Below are 14,221 nucleotides of genomic sequence, written 5' to 3'. Positions count from 1 at the left end.
AGGTGGAGGTTACCCGAGACTCTCCGAAAGCCCGCGTATATATGCGAACGTTAACATGTGTGCGCGACACTGAACGTCACATACTGTTGTGTGAACCATGTGGGGTACGAAGGAAAAGACGTATCCACGTGTGAGACCTGCCAGGAGCGTCAGATTTCCCGCGTGTGCGGACTGTGAATCCTCCTTCCGCGTGCTCTCAGCGGCCCGTCATCTCCCCTTAGGGAGATATTCCCGTCGTTGGGAACGTTCTCATTCTATCATGCTCACATAGCTCGCCTCAATGCCCTCTCGCGTTATTACTGCTTGTTAGCGCAGCGCAGCGGGTTAGAGCTGCCCGTATGTAGTGCGTTGTAATAGTGGTCGGGGATACGAGAGCGGTAGGCGCAACTATGGAGCGATCTATAGCTGTGAGCCATATCTAATGAGGAAAAAGAATTCCCTAGAGGGTAGGCAAATAAGTTATGGAATTGCGGATATGGCTATGGATCTGCAGTACCTGGTAGTGGTAGTGGCAGAATACTCAGGAAATATGCCCGACGAGTTTGGTGTAGCACTGCCCGCATAGCGCAACATATTCAACGTTCGTCTGATTGTCGATAGAGACTTGATCTCCGTGCTGAACAAAATCCCCATCCACCTTGCGGGCGTTGAAGTTTGCTTTGCGTCGGCAGCCAGCGCCGCACATCGTCTTGAGCTCTTCGAGAGTGTGGGCCACTTCAAGGAGTCGAGCTGAGCCTGGGAATACTGACGTAGAAAAGTCTGTTCGTAACCCATAGCACAGGACTGGAATATCGAGCTCAAGGGCAACGTCAAGGAGCTGATTGACGTGTTCGCGGGTGAGGAATTGGGCTTCGTCTACCAGCACTCCGCCGATGGTTGATCCCATTTCGGTGCCAATCCAATGGCGAATAGTGGCGCATAGATCGTCAGCGGGTTGGGCTAAGAAATCGGCTTCGCGTTCGATGCCAAGTCGGGTAGAGAGATTCGCGCCAGCTTTGGAATCCAGGGCTGGTTTGACGATAAACACGCGTTGCCCGGATTCTTCGAAATTGTGTGCCGCCATGAGAAGACCAGCCGTTTTTCCGGAGTTCATTGTTCCGTAGCGGAAGTAGAGCTTAGCCATGTGGATTCCTCTCTGCAGCGTGCGCTTTGGCGCTGGAATAGCGCAGTCTCGTGTGATGGGGAGATAGGACCCCGAGCAGAATTTTAGCTGAGGATCAAAGGCTGTGCTGTTCTTCGCTGATAGGCGGTAAGAATATTGCTCGGTGGCTTCTTTGTTGCGTTCTTTTCAGCAGGGGTTCGTATGTGCACATCTTCCTGCGCTGAGGCGTATGCAGATAAAGGTGGATAGGGGGGGGCTGTGGATAGGGAATGCCCTCCTGCAAATACCTGTTTTACGGCTGAATAGCGGGCATGTGATCGCTTGAGGTGCGGCAGTAGGGCAGGTTTATATGCGAATAAAGAATAGTATGTAGATTCCCAGGTGTTATTGATAGTTTGAGTATTTTATGATCTGTGCTGGCGTTGATCAGGGAGGGGCTGGATAGATAGAAGACGTGGCTTCTTCGAGGCGTGCCCAGGGTATCCGATTTGCGCATGCGGTGAAAGGAAAACTAAGCGGCTCTCGGCGCAGCAAAGTATGGGTTCTGGTGGCAGGAAAAGGAATGATGATTGGAATGACAATCGGAATGGATCCTGGGTGAGTAGCGCCCGCCGTAAAATTTTGCAGAGTGAAGAGTAAAGCCCAGAATTCCTGCGGTGATACCGAAAGAGAAAGAATAATTTAGCAGGGAACGCGGTAGATTTGAGAGGTTGAACAGAACGGAGTGAAAAGATGGCTAAGCCGGTATTAGTAATGACGATCGGTGATCCGGTAGGAATTGGGCCAGAGATTTCGGTGCTGACCTTACGAGAATGTGCCGCTGATCCGCGAGGTACCGGTGTAATCGTCGGCGATACGGGAGCGATTGTTCGGGCAATGGACGTGCTGGGATTGAAAGCGCCTCTTAATGTTGTCACCGATTTTGCGAACGTGGTTGATGACCCAAATACATTAAATATCTTTGATATTGGGGTGTTGGGCGATGATATACCAGCATGGGGGAATGTAGACGCTCGTGCTGGTCATGCTGCGGTGAGAGCCATTGAGATTGCTACGTCGGCGGCGATGGAACAAAAAGTTGCGGGTATTGTTACCGGCCCAATCAATAAAGAAGCAATCTGGGCGTCCGGTTCACAATTTCTTGGACACACAGAAATGCTGGGTGCGCTCACAGGGGTCACTAAGCAAGATACGATGTTCGTCTGCCGGAATCGGGAAAATCCGCACCATTCACTGCGTATTTTCTTTGCCACGCGGCATTTATCGCTACGAAATGCGCTGGATGCTATCACCGTCGATTCGCAAGTGGGCTCAATTATGCGGGCGTATCGAGCCTTACAGGTGTTTGGGGTGCGCAACCCGCGGTTAGCCGTTGCTGCCATTAATCCGCACGGCGGTGAAGGCGGGCATTTTGGTGACGAAGAGATCCAGGTGCTGACTCCAGCTATTGAGCGGGTGCGGAGGGAATATGGCATTGAAATTGCTGGTCCAATTCCCTCGGATTCGGTATTTCACCAGGGATTACAAGGGCGATATGACGGGGTGCTCTCGCAGTATCACGATCAAGGGCATATCGCGTCCAAGACGTATGATTTTGATGGCACCATTTCGGTGACGGTGGGTTTGCCAATCTTGCGCACCTCCGTCGATCATGGGACTGCATTTGATATTGCGGGTAAAGCGGTGGCGAGCCATGCGACGATGTGTTCGGCGTATCTGGCAGCGTTGGAATATGCCCCATTTGCACAGCGGATTCGGGATGAATATATGCCTCAGTAGGAAGATATAGTGACGGGAAAATATGGTGACGGTGAGGATTAGGTGAGGCGTGGGTGGTCAGAAAATCCACATCTCAATGTTGAGCAGTACCATACGTGGCGCGTTTGTGATTCGCGCTCTGCGCATATCGGTCACGAATGTGAAATTTCCGTGGCGCGTCAGCGGTTGTGGTAAGTGATGTTATGAACTGACGGTATGCGGGCGTAAGAGAAGAAGGCGCTTAGTTTACCTAAGACGGGCAAGGGTGGTGCTTTGTCTTGCATGGGTGGCGTATTTGTGAAAATGGCTGCTCAGGCGGAGAGATGATCGGTAAGTTGTCGCATGGATTGTTGCCCTCTGGTCAATGGTTAGCAGTGCCACATCGTCGTCATTCCTGGTGCGGCTTAGGCTGACGAGGCTTGTTCTGCGTCATTGCCGTATCTCACTAAGTAGAGATAGGAGCCGTTGCCGTCTGGTTCTTTATCGGGTAGATAACTGCGTATATGTGCTATGTGGGCTGTGCTAGATAGCGTGAGGCGAGATAATAACCACGGTGATCGTCGCGTCGGTGGAAACAATGAAATTAGGTAAGAAATGAGTGCTGTGGCGAGTGCGAATGCGCAGATGACTATTTTTGGGATCATTACCGCGGTAGGCGTTATCGCTGGCAGGATCGGCATCCTTGATCGGCAAACCATCACTCGACTGATTCATCTCATTGTGCATATCACTATGCCGGCAATGATTATTGCTGCTGTGGCGCATGTTGACCCGCAATTAGGGCGTCAACGCATCCCGACTGCCGGTTGTTTGGCAGTATTAGCGTTCGTTATCATGCTCGTTTTTGGCTATATCTTTGTCTGCTGTGCTCGCGTGCGGCCGTCCCATCGGGCGATATACGTCTTTATGAGCCTGTGTACGAATGTCAGTTTTATTGGTATTCCAGTATCTCGGGCACTGTATGGGTTTGATGGGGTTGTTTTGGCCTCTGTATTCGTCATGGTGCTGTCATTTTTCATGTATTCTCTCGGCTTCGCCTTACTTGCGCGGGCGGGTATGGATGTTACGCCACGGGGTAGTAGGGCTTCTCGGCTGTTTCGATCTTTGCGCCGCGCAGTAAATATGCCAGTTTTAGCGTCACTTGCTGCTATTGGTATGTTGTACTGTCAAATATCTTTGCCGCCTATTATCAATGATGCGTGTGACATGTTAGGGACGCCGACTGCTCCGATTGCGATGATGTGTGTTGGAGCGATGATGTCGCGCTTGTCGTTGCGTGAACTGTTAGGGGAGCTGCGGCTTTATCCTTTCATCGTATTGAGATTCTTTGTGCTGCCATTAGCATGTGTCATTCTGTTGAAGCTATATGGATTAGATGTGGCGGTTATTCATATCTTTGCGATGATGTGCATTATGCCCGTGGGGTCAATGGCTGGTCCTTTTGTTGATCGTTTTGGGTTGGATGGAAAGTTGGCGGCAAAAGGAACAATTGTTTCAACAATTTTTGCATTTGCGGGTATTCCGATGACGATTCTTGCCATGCAATATCTCCTGTGAGATTAGCGGGATGTATAGAGAAGGATAATGCGCTGGTGGTGTGCAGCGTTTTGCTATCGGTATAGGAAACGACGAGGTAGCCGCTGGGTGTAACGCAGAAATATTGGGAAAATGCTGATTGATCTGGGATTATGCAAGTGCGGTGTGCTGAAATATGGGGTCTTGGGTGGGTGTTGAGGAGGGGGATACGGAAAGCCGGAGAGCTTGTAGTTAATACGAGATTGAGAGTTCGGTTATAGCTGGGAACTTTCCACAAACGCGAAGCTGTTTTCTGCAGTAATTATTCCTTAATGACGGTGTGGTCATACTAGAAATATGTCTACAACACATTCTCTTCCTGGTTTTACGCGATACCCTTGCGCCCTACCTTCTCTAAGATGGTTAGTGCGTCACCTACAACGCTTTTCGTGGCGAGAGGCAATGATCTCGCCCACCGATGGCGAAATCGTTAATGGCATGCCATACGGCGTTATGTCAGAACTTGAACCCGAATACGTTGTGCTACGAGTTGCGGGATCGCTACGGGATGTTCCGCGAGCTGGACCATCGTAAGACCAAGCGTGGGGGTATGGGAGATAACTGTGCCTTGCGCATGCAGGCCAATATTGTTCTCAGCTAAAAACACTAAAATTTCGGCGTTGTCATCCACTTGGCAGATGCGAATTCTTTGGCCGGGAGTCGTCTCGGTGAGCAGTAATAAATGTAATTCAGGGATAGAACCGTCAGCTTGGGGGATCGGATCACCGTGCGGATCATAATGCGGGTGTTCGAGAATTTTATCGATTGCCTCAATAAATTGATCGGAGACGCTATGCTCTAATGCTTCTGCTTCTGCGTGGAGATCTTCCCAGGAATATCCCAACGTCACGTGTAAGAACGTTTCAATGAGGCGATGTTTACGCACAATACGTACCGCCTGGCGGCGTCCTGCTTCAGTGAGGAAAATTGGACCATAGCGGCGATGCGTCACGTAACCTGCGTTAGCAAGTTTTTTGATCGCTTCAGTGACGGTTGAGGGGCTCAAGCCCATCCGTCTGGCCAACTCGGTTGGGACGGCATCCTTTCCGTCCCACTCCGAGATGAGCCAGATGGACTTGAGATAATCCTCTGCTGGTTGTGAGAGGTTCTCCATCGTAATGCGATTAGGAAAGAGCAGCAGCTACTGCGAGCTTGAGAGCGCGCTGGAAGTTTGTCTCGCGATCTTCGGGGCTCATATCCTCTGACGGAACAGTGATGTGATCCGACACAGTTAGCACTGCCAGGGCTTCCTTTCCGTGGCGGGCAGCGAGGCCATAAAGAGCGCCAGCTTCCATCTCTGCACCTGCAGTTCCGACGCGAGCAGCAGCTTCGTTGACTTCCTGTGGAACGTCATAGAAACGATCGCGAGAGATAACCGGAGCGACGACTACGCGATCATCGCCATCGGCAGCAGCGAAAGCTGCCTGTACTAAATTATGCGAGGCAACTGCGGAGAAGTGAGTCTCAGGAATGAGGTAGGTATTGATGACGCCCTCATAGTGCGCACCATTGGCAATGATGACATCACCGATAGCAACTCGCGGTGATAAGCCACCACACGTCCCCACTCGGATAATGCGCTCGACACCAAAATGCATGAACAGCTCGCTGACGTAAATCGAGAGCGAGGGCTGCCCCATTCCAGAAGCCATGATAGATAGCGGTTTTCCGTCAACGGTTCCGGTATATGCTTTGATGCCACGCACATCTGAAACAACTTTCGCATCTGGCATAAGTAACTGGGCCATACGCTCAGCGCGCTTAGGATCGCCAGGCATGATTACGGCCGGTGCGAACGCGCCATTTTCAGCGTTAATGTGCGGGGTTGCCATGAAAACTCCTTTGTCATCGTTCAGTGTTACTTAGCTATTATTGTCTAAAACTACCGTCAGTAGATAGCTCTGTAAGAAAAAAATATCGATGTTCCTATGTCGGGCAGGAAATACGGATCATATTTGACGTGGTATGACGGAGAAAACAGCGATCCACACCTGATAACTCATGAGATAGCGCATCGCGACCCGTATGGTTACGTCGATATGAGAAATAGCCTGTGGAAATAGGCTGATGACACGCAAGAATCTGAAGCAAACTAGGCACAGGCGGTGGAATGAGGGATAATAACAGGGTTACATGTGTCAATGCATTTAGGAAAGGTTTGCTTTCATGTATCAGCCTGAAAATAACGAACAGCCGATGCCTCAGGGCGGGCAGCAGCCCACTGCGCAGCCTGGTGCTTACCAGCAGCCGTATCCGCCGCAGCCCGGTTATGGGTATCCGCAACAGCAACCGGCCGCTCCTTCGGCTTTTGGCGCCTTATTCTCTGTGGATTTCAAGCGCACCTTCACCCCAGTATTAGCTAAGCTCGTTCAGATCGTTGCCATTATCGTCGGCATCGGTTTTTGCGTCACCTCGGTATGGGGATTCATCGTCCTGGCTTCGGGTACGGAATACTCCTCCCCGTCGGCAATGGTTATCATCGGTAGCTTGTTCGATACAGTTGTCAAGATCTCGATGGGTCTGTTGATTATGGGCGCTTCGCGGGTCATGCTGGAATACTTCGTTGGTCAATCCCAGAAAGAAGATAAGTAAGTTACCGGATGTCTGAGAAGACTTCTTGACTCTAACAGGTGGGGTGTCGCCTAAGGTGGCACCCCACCACTGTCAAGGCACTGTGTCGGATGCTGCAAGGAACGGAATACCGCCTCAATCAATCGGCAATGTGCCATGTTATATAAACGGTAGATTGTTTTGATGTGCGTTGTTGGGCATAGCCCTGGCGTATCACGGAGATAACGTCAGTACGTATTACGGTGCGGCAGAGTATCCATTCTCACCTAGAGGTATCTATCGTTAGAAGCGCCGCGTGCTCAGAAAAGCTCTTCGCAGCCGCTCAGTTTGTATATTTATGATGGAAAAGATGATGACATATCGTTTGATTGCCTTTGATCTTGATGACACCCTGGCACCATCAAAATCACCCTTACCGTCTCGGATGGCAGCAGCATTAACGCAGTTGTTAGCACTCCACGATGTATGCGTGATTTCCGGAGGAAATTTTGAACAGTTCACGACCCAGTTACTTGCTGGATTAACTGATCCTGGCGTTCATTTAGAGCGGCTACATCTCATGCCGACCTGTGGCACGCGATATATGCGTTATCGTGATGGCAGATGGAACGCGGAATATGTGCATGACCTTAGCGAAGCGCAGCGCAGGCACGCGATAACATGCCTAGAAGAAGAAGCGAAACGTTTAGGCCTGTGGGAAAGCCACCCGTATGGTGAGATTATTGAAGACCGTGGCTCCCAAATTACTTTTTCAGCCCTCGGCCAGCAGGCACCGCTAACTGCAAAGAAAGCCTGGGATCCTAACGGGGAAAAGAAAGAACAGCTACGAGCTGCCGTGGCACAGTTGATCCCTGATCTAGAGGTACGTTCAGGTGGGTCAACGTCAGTGGATATCACTCTTAAAGGCGTTGATAAAGCATACGGAATAGAGAAGCTCGCACACGCCACAGGCATCCGTATCTCACAGATGCTCTTTATTGGGGATCGTTTAGATGAAGGCGGAAATGATTATCCGGTCACTCGACTAGGAATTGACACTCATGCAGTGAGAGACTGGGAAGATACTGCAAATTTCATCGAAATGTATGTTCGGGAACATCAGTGATCGTTCCATCGGAAGATAGCGCCTGAGCGCCAGTTGCGATGGGGTGAAGGAGCAAGAGCTTATGGCGAGCAACGAAACCGAGAAGGCGGGCAGAAACGCGTTCGTCGAACACGGATTTCGTTTGAGGCTCGTCGTCACTACAGAGATCTGAGATGGAATCGTGCGGGGAGAATCATTTCTTCCTGACGGTCAATGCTGAGGAGGGTATAACATGAAGCGTTCGGCACACCGCCCGCACCATGACGTAGATAGGGCTGACGAGACCCCCGATCATGACTATGAGGCGGCGAATATGTCAGATCCTATTAGTGAAGATGACGGCGACCTCCCAAGCGAGGAAGAACTAGCCCGCATGGATCGTAAAATATCGCGATATGAAGCGCGAGCCAATGAGCATGAACGTGCAGGTGGAGCTGGAAAAGAGACCGCAGGAGTACTGTTAGGTAGCGGGGTAATAGGAGTACTTGCGTCCTCGGGGCTTATCTTATCCGAGCGGCATCATCTCGCCTACCCTGATTCGCACCTGGTATGCGATATTAACCCATTAATTGGCTGTTCAAAATGGATGGGGCGTTGGCAAAGCGAGGTATTCTTTGGAATTCCTAATGCGCTATTGGGGGCGCTCTTCTTTGCGGCGATAGCTACTTTGGGATGTGTGCTCTTGACTGGCAGCCGGCTATCACGATATCTCTGGGTAGCGGCGCTCGCGGGTGCAAGCTGTGGAATTATCTGGGTATTGTGGTTTGCGTATCAGTCTTACCTGGTAGAAGGGTCGCTATGCCCGTACTGCGTCGTTGTATGGTGTGTGACGATCCCGTTGTTTGTTCACCTTCTTGCTCGAACGCTCCAAGCCGGTCATATAGGGCGCGGGGCGATGAGTGCAGGATCAGTTTTGGTGCGTAACCGTTGGCTGATTATTGGTCTGATCTATGCGTTGCTCATTATTTTTACGGTCGTATGGTTTTGGGATTCATGGGCACTAGTGTTGTGAGAAACTGTGCCTGGGCGGCATGAGCCGTTCGTTTTATCTGTAAAGAACATATAAAAACACCACCTGCTATAGAAACAAAGGTCAATAGCAGGTGGTGTTTTTAGTGCGTAGCAGTGATGTTTTCGAATAACAAAGTAGATAGACGTGATAGGCGGTTGAGTTATGTGATCATTGCCTGCGAACGCTCTACGCGGCTATGCGATGTCGGTAACGGTCTGCGTACCGGCAGGGCAGGAGCAGGTCTAGCTCATCTCTGGCAATCTGTGTAGCTCGGGGATGTGGTCACTATGACCCAAATCGCTAAGAGCGGCGCGCAATTTCTCCATCGCTGCGTCGATCTCGGCTCCGCTAGCTTGCGGAATATCGTGGAAGTTGGCGGCCTCTTCGCTATCTGCAGGAACGACGTGAATATGGGTGTGGGGTACTTCAAAGCCCAAAATTGCAAGAATTGATCGAGGAACACCGAAAGCCTGCTCCTGTGCATGCCCGATAATCTGTGCAACTTTCATTACATGAGCGAAAGTGTCAGGGTGGACATCCGTAAATTTGGCGACCTCTGCTCGTGGGATAACCATTACGTGCCCAGGACGTGACGGGCAAATTGTTGCCATTGCGACGCATACCTCGTCAGCCCACACAAAAGTTCCGGGGATCTGCCCGGCGATAATCTGAGAAAAAATACTAGCCATATCTCCAGCATAGGCGTTCTCTCTCACAGTGTGCGCACCTGAGATTGTTCGGTTTTGTCAGCTAGGATGGCAGGGAGAAAGTGTGGAAGGAGAATCATGACCACTCATGTGCCGGAAAGTTTTCCCTATCGCTACGATGCTGCACTCGCCAATAAAATCGAATCAAAATGGCAAGATGCATGGGATGAGCGCGAGACGTTCCGCGCGCCGAATCCGGTTGGAAAATTTGCTCCGTCATCTGGCGAAGAGCTTCCGCGTGAGTCCTTCTACGTCGCGGATATGTTCCCCTATCCATCAGGAAAAGGGCTGCACGTTGGGCATCCATTAGGGTATATCGCAACCGATACCGTGGCTCGTTTCCAGCGGATGCGCGGGAAAAACGTACTGTACACCATGGGCTATGACGCCTTCGGTCTTCCGGCTGAACAATATGCCATCGAAACAGGTACGCATCCGCGAGTGACCACGGAAAAGAACATTGCGAATATGCGTCGGCAATTGCGCCGTCTGGGGATGTCGCACGAGCGTCGGCGTTCATTGGCAACCACCGATGATGAATTTGTGCGGTGGACGCAGTGGATTTTCCTACAAATCTTCAATGCCTGGTATGACGAAACTGCTCCCGGGCGCATTGCCGGAACGACGGGGCGGGCGCGCCACATCTCTGAGCTTATTGCCGGATACGAAGATGGGACGATTCCAACCCCGGATGGGCGTGCGTGGGCGGAGCTGAGTGCGGCTGAACAAGATGAAGCCGTTAATGCGCGTCGCCTAGCCTATGTTGACTATGCGCCGGTGAATTGGTGCCCGGGGCTCGGTACTGTTTTGGCAAATGAGGAAGTGACGTCGGAAGGTAAATCTGAACGAGGGAACTTCCCGGTATTTTCCCGTAAATTGCGCCAATGGATGATGCGTATTACCGCTTATGGTGAGCGCCTCGCACGCGATCTCGATGCGGTTGATTGGCCGGAGAAAGTCCGTCTTATGCAACGGCATTGGATTGGCCGTTCGGTAGGTGCGAAAGTTGATTTCCGAGCACAAACCGAGTGCGGGGAACACCTGTTAACGGTCTTTACCACACGTCCAGATACCCTATTTGGGGCGACGTTTATGGTTGTTTCGCCTGAGCATCCCATGCTGGACGAAACGGCGATTCCGGCGCAATGGCCGAGCGGAACTAAGGATAGTTGGACGGGAGGCGCACAGACGCCAGTTCAGGCAGTGCGAGAGTACCAAGCGGCGGCAGCGCTGAAGTCAGAAATGGACCGTGCGGATACTGAGCGAGTAAAGACGGGCGTTTTCACGGGCATTTATGCTGTGAATCCGGTCAACGATAAGCGAATTCCGGTGTTCACTGCTGATTACGTCATGATGGGATACGGAACTGGCGCAATTATGGCTGTTCCGGCGCACGATCAGCGAGATTTCGATTTCGCCCAGGCATACGATCTTGATATTGTCCCGACGATGAAACCGGCCGATGGTTTTGATTGGTCATCAGCATGGGTTGAGGATGGCGAGGTTATTGATTCCGCAAATGACGAGATCTCGCTCAATGGTCTTTTCAAAGGTGAAGCTAAATCGCGGATGACTCAGTGGCTCTCTGAGCGTGGTTTTGGGCGTGAGGCAGTGTCGTACCGTTTGCGCGATTGGCTTTTTGCTCGGCAACGCTATTGGGGTGAGCCGTTCCCGATTGTTTATGACGACGAGGGGCGTGCTCGTGGTTTGCCGGAGACGATGTTACCTGTCGAGCTACCGGATACCCCGGATTATTTGCCGCGATCCTTTGATCCGCACGACGCTAACTCTAATCCAGAACCGCCGTTGGGTCGTCTGCAAGACTGGGTGAACCTGGAGTTGGATTTGGGCGACGGTCTGCGTCCATATACGCGTGAAATGAATACGATGCCGAATTGGGCTGGATCGTGTTGGTACGAGCTGCGTTATCTTGATCCAGATAACGATGAAGCCTTCGTTGACCCGCAGGTGGAAGAGTATTGGATGGGGCCGTGCGAGAGTAAGAAACTCGGTGGCGTGGATCTGTACGTCGGCGGGGTGGAACATGCGGTTTTGCATCTGCTTTACGCTCGATTCTGGCACAAAGTCCTGTTCGATTTGGGCTATCTATCGTCCAGCGAACCATTCCACAAGCTGTATAACCAGGGGTACGTCCAGGCATACGCCTACACCGATTCGCGCGGGCAGTATGTACCGGCTGATGAGGTAGTGGAAGTCCCGGCTGCTGATGGCTCACATCGGGTGACGTATGAGTGGAACGGGCAGGTGGTGAACCGTGAGTACGGCAAGATTGGGAAATCGCTGAAGAATATCATCAGCCCTGATGATGTTGCTGACGAGTACGGCGCAGATACGTTCCGAGTCTACGAAATGTCGATGGGACCACTCGATGTAGACCGTCCGTGGGAAGTTCGGGCTATTGTTGGGTCCTATCGGTTCTTGCAGCGGTTATGGCGTAACATCATTGATGAGCAGACGGGCGAGCTGGTCGTTGTTGATGAGGCCGTTGATCCAGAAACAGAGAAATTGGTTGCCCGGACGATCGCTGGCGTGACAGAAGACTACGACAATCTGCGTATTAATACGGCGATTGCGAAGATGATTGTATTGAACAACCATCTGACGACCCGCCCGGTCACGCGAGAGGTCGCAGAGATTTTAGTTAAGATGGTCAACCCTGTCGCTCCACATATTGCTGAAGAGCTGTGGACTCGGTTGGGGCATACGGAATCTATTGCATACGAACCATTCCCCGTCGTAACTGATGAATCCCTTCTCGTAGATGATACGGTTACGTGCGTTGTGCAGGTCCAAGGAAAAGTACGTGATCGTTTGGACGTTCCAGCGAATATTTCGGCTGAGGAGCTGGAGAAACGTGCCTTAGCTTCAGAGCGTATCACCAAGTTTTTGTCGGGTGAGCCGCGGAAGGTTATTGTTCGCGAGCCGAACTTGGTTAATATCGTTCCCTAGCACGTGAGCGACCGCATGCACGACGGGCACCGCAATGAGCTAATGTGGGTGCCCGTCGTACATATATTCGGCGATTCTCCCCAGTGTTAAGCGGTTAAGCGTGGGAGCGTTTTCCGTCATTACTACTGAATGTGTGCCTGCGGGCGGGAGCCGAATCGAAAAGAAATACGTAGCCGAGGCACATCTGCGTGTGCGCTTTGCCGAGCAGATAAATGAACGCAATATACCTCAGTGTTGCACAGATGGATGATCTCAGCGCGGATGATTGAGCGCGATGTAGATGGTAGCTTGCACAGTGTATTCCTCGGGTAATACACGCACATATCACGCTTCTGATTATCTGTATCACAGCAATCCGTCCGGATGATGGACGGATGTTTTATTTTGCCGGCGTCGGGTTAATACTTCATGGAGAACTAAATGAGGAGAGGCAGCATGGTAAAAACTGAGATCACGGCTACGAGTGCATTGGGGCTTCCGGCATGGCAACTGACGTCGCCGACTGGAGCGCAGGCATTGATCTCGGAGCGCGGTGCAGCTCTTCTTTCCTGGCAGCCGACGCCAGAAGCGGAGTTGATTCGCGGATATGCGACAGCGGAAGAACTTTTTGCCGGTGTTGGCGCTCGCGGTATTGTGATGGCGCCGTGGGCTGGGGCGATGACGTGGGCGTCATATCGTTTTGATGGGCAGAGCTATAGTGTTCCCGTTGAGGCATGTACGAATGGGTTGGCGTATGCTCATGATTTTCATGCCACGGCAACGGATTCGACGTTAAGTTTGACAACGAGTATTGAACCGACGGATGCGTATCCGTGGTCGTGTGAGATCTCTGCGCATTATTCCTTGGATTCTGGGTCAGATGGTGAAGAGCATTTATCGTTGACCGTGTGGGCGCGCAATACCTCGGATCGACCTGCGCCAATAACCTTGGGGTGGCATCCATATATCAATCTGCCGGCACGTGCGAGCATCTCTAATTTGGCGGTGCGGGTTCCGGCGCGTACCAAGATCTTGACCGATCATTTTGGGGTGCCGCTGCCGGGGGAGTCAGCTCAGTCTGGCGTTAGCAATCCTGTGGAAATTGATTATATTGGTGCGCGACGTTTGGATGATTTCTACCGTGATCTCGTCCCGGATAGCTATGGGGTGGTGACAACGCGAGTGAGTGATCCGGCATCGTCGGCTTCAATTGAACTGACGCAAGAGCCCGGCGAAGCGCCGGTTGTTCACGTTTATTCCGGTGATAATCTCGAACGCGAACCGCGTAGCGCATTGGCTTTAGCCCCGATGTCGCATGTGCCCGACGCGTTCAATCGGCCAGATTCGGCTGGTGATGTCTGTGTTGCTCCTGGGCAACTTCGTCAGATGACAGCGACGTTGACCTATCGCGTCAATAGTTAAGTCAGGAGAAAAGGCCTAATGGCGGGGGATTGGGTAGGGCA

General features: G+C 51.7%; 11 protein-coding genes. 7 read left to right on the top strand and 4 right to left on the bottom strand.

Annotated features, from left to right (window positions below; genetic code table 11):
- Positions 1-520: 520 nt before the first annotated feature.
- On the bottom strand, positions 521-1,123 hold the full coding sequence (locus ACLHIJ_RS04110; protein WP_411297015.1) for a thymidine kinase: 603 nt from the start codon (positions 1,121-1,123) through the stop codon (positions 521-523).
- 711 nt (positions 1,124-1,834) lie between these two features.
- Between ACLHIJ_RS04110 and pdxA the strand changes: the two genes are divergently transcribed.
- Positions 1,835-2,881 carry a 4-hydroxythreonine-4-phosphate dehydrogenase PdxA gene (gene pdxA, locus ACLHIJ_RS04105; RefSeq protein ID WP_411297016.1) on the top strand — a complete coding sequence of 349 codons (1,047 nt, stop codon included), beginning with the start codon at positions 1,835-1,837 and terminating at the stop codon, positions 2,879-2,881.
- Between the two features lie 603 nt (positions 2,882-3,484).
- Positions 3,485-4,417, top strand: a complete 933-nt coding sequence (locus ACLHIJ_RS04100) for an AEC family transporter (protein WP_411297017.1) — start codon at positions 3,485-3,487, stop codon at positions 4,415-4,417.
- Positions 4,418-4,886: 469 nt separating this feature from the next.
- On the opposite strand, the gene ACLHIJ_RS04095 is transcribed toward ACLHIJ_RS04100, so the two are convergent.
- Positions 4,887-5,549 carry an iron dependent repressor, metal binding and dimerization domain protein gene (locus ACLHIJ_RS04095; protein ID WP_411297018.1) on the bottom strand — a complete coding sequence of 221 codons (663 nt, stop codon included), beginning with the start codon at positions 5,547-5,549 and terminating at the stop codon, positions 4,887-4,889.
- Between the two features lie 10 nt (positions 5,550-5,559).
- A complete protein-coding gene (locus ACLHIJ_RS04090; protein ID WP_411297019.1) occupies positions 5,560-6,267 on the bottom strand; it encodes a DeoD-type purine-nucleoside phosphorylase in 708 nt (235 codons plus the stop codon).
- A 334-nt stretch (positions 6,268-6,601) separates the two neighbouring features.
- On the opposite strand from ACLHIJ_RS04090, the gene ACLHIJ_RS04085 reads away from it, so the two are divergent.
- The 3 genes from ACLHIJ_RS04085 (at position 6,602) to ACLHIJ_RS04075 (ending at position 9,102) form a co-directional block, all read left to right on the top strand.
- Positions 6,602-7,027 (top strand): hypothetical protein, encoded by a 426-nt coding sequence (locus ACLHIJ_RS04085; RefSeq protein WP_411298521.1) that lies wholly within the window; start codon positions 6,602-6,604, stop codon positions 7,025-7,027.
- A 328-nt stretch (positions 7,028-7,355) separates the two neighbouring features.
- Complete coding sequence (locus ACLHIJ_RS04080; RefSeq protein WP_411297021.1) at positions 7,356-8,111, top strand: HAD-IIB family hydrolase; 756 nt, start codon at positions 7,356-7,358, stop codon at positions 8,109-8,111.
- 211 nt (positions 8,112-8,322) lie between these two features.
- On the top strand, positions 8,323-9,102 hold the full coding sequence (locus ACLHIJ_RS04075) for a vitamin K epoxide reductase family protein (protein WP_411297022.1): 780 nt from the start codon (positions 8,323-8,325) through the stop codon (positions 9,100-9,102).
- Between the two features lie 242 nt (positions 9,103-9,344).
- Here the strand turns inward: ACLHIJ_RS04075 and ACLHIJ_RS04070 are convergent, their stop codons facing one another.
- Positions 9,345-9,791, bottom strand: a complete 447-nt coding sequence (locus ACLHIJ_RS04070) for an HIT family protein (protein WP_411297023.1) — start codon at positions 9,789-9,791, stop codon at positions 9,345-9,347.
- A 96-nt stretch (positions 9,792-9,887) separates the two neighbouring features.
- On the opposite strand from ACLHIJ_RS04070, the gene leuS reads away from it, so the two are divergent.
- Both leuS and ACLHIJ_RS04060 read left to right on the top strand, forming a co-directional pair.
- Positions 9,888-12,779: a leucine--tRNA ligase gene (gene leuS / locus ACLHIJ_RS04065; RefSeq protein WP_411297024.1), complete on the top strand. Its 2,892-nt coding sequence runs from the start codon at positions 9,888-9,890 to the stop codon at positions 12,777-12,779.
- 435 nt (positions 12,780-13,214) lie between these two features.
- Positions 13,215-14,180, top strand: coding sequence for an aldose 1-epimerase (locus ACLHIJ_RS04060; protein ID WP_411297025.1), 966 nt, complete (start codon positions 13,215-13,217; stop codon positions 14,178-14,180).
- Positions 14,181-14,221: the final 41 nt, after the last annotated feature.

Source organism: Trueperella sp. LYQ141, from assembly GCF_046599555.1.
In the GTDB taxonomy this organism is placed as follows: Bacteria; Actinomycetota; Actinomycetes; order Actinomycetales; family Actinomycetaceae; genus Trueperella.
Note: the sequence above shows the minus strand (reverse complement) of the source record. Positions and strands in the feature narration are given on the sequence as shown.

What these genes read in the sequence shown, in the direction of transcription:
- ACLHIJ_RS04110 (WP_411297015.1), bottom strand. Translation starts at nt 1,123, where the DNA reads ATGGCTAAGCTCTACTTCCGCTACGGAACAATGAACTCCGGAAAAACG.
- pdxA (WP_411297016.1), top strand. Translation starts at nt 1,835, where the DNA reads ATGGCTAAGCCGGTATTAGTAATGACGATCGGTGATCCGGTAGGAATT.
- ACLHIJ_RS04100 (WP_411297017.1), top strand. Translation starts at nt 3,485, where the DNA reads ATGACTATTTTTGGGATCATTACCGCGGTAGGCGTTATCGCTGGCAGG.
- ACLHIJ_RS04095 (WP_411297018.1), bottom strand. Translation starts at nt 5,549, where the DNA reads ATGGAGAACCTCTCACAACCAGCAGAGGATTATCTCAAGTCCATCTGG.
- ACLHIJ_RS04090 (WP_411297019.1), bottom strand. Translation starts at nt 6,267, where the DNA reads ATGGCAACCCCGCACATTAACGCTGAAAATGGCGCGTTCGCACCGGCC.
- ACLHIJ_RS04085 (WP_411298521.1), top strand. Translation starts at nt 6,602, where the DNA reads ATGTATCAGCCTGAAAATAACGAACAGCCGATGCCTCAGGGCGGGCAG.
- ACLHIJ_RS04080 (WP_411297021.1), top strand. Translation starts at nt 7,356, where the DNA reads ATGATGACATATCGTTTGATTGCCTTTGATCTTGATGACACCCTGGCA.
- ACLHIJ_RS04075 (WP_411297022.1), top strand. Translation starts at nt 8,323, where the DNA reads ATGAAGCGTTCGGCACACCGCCCGCACCATGACGTAGATAGGGCTGAC.
- ACLHIJ_RS04070 (WP_411297023.1), bottom strand. Translation starts at nt 9,791, where the DNA reads ATGGCTAGTATTTTTTCTCAGATTATCGCCGGGCAGATCCCCGGAACT.
- leuS (WP_411297024.1), top strand. Translation starts at nt 9,888, where the DNA reads ATGACCACTCATGTGCCGGAAAGTTTTCCCTATCGCTACGATGCTGCA.
- ACLHIJ_RS04060 (WP_411297025.1), top strand. Translation starts at nt 13,215, where the DNA reads ATGGTAAAAACTGAGATCACGGCTACGAGTGCATTGGGGCTTCCGGCA.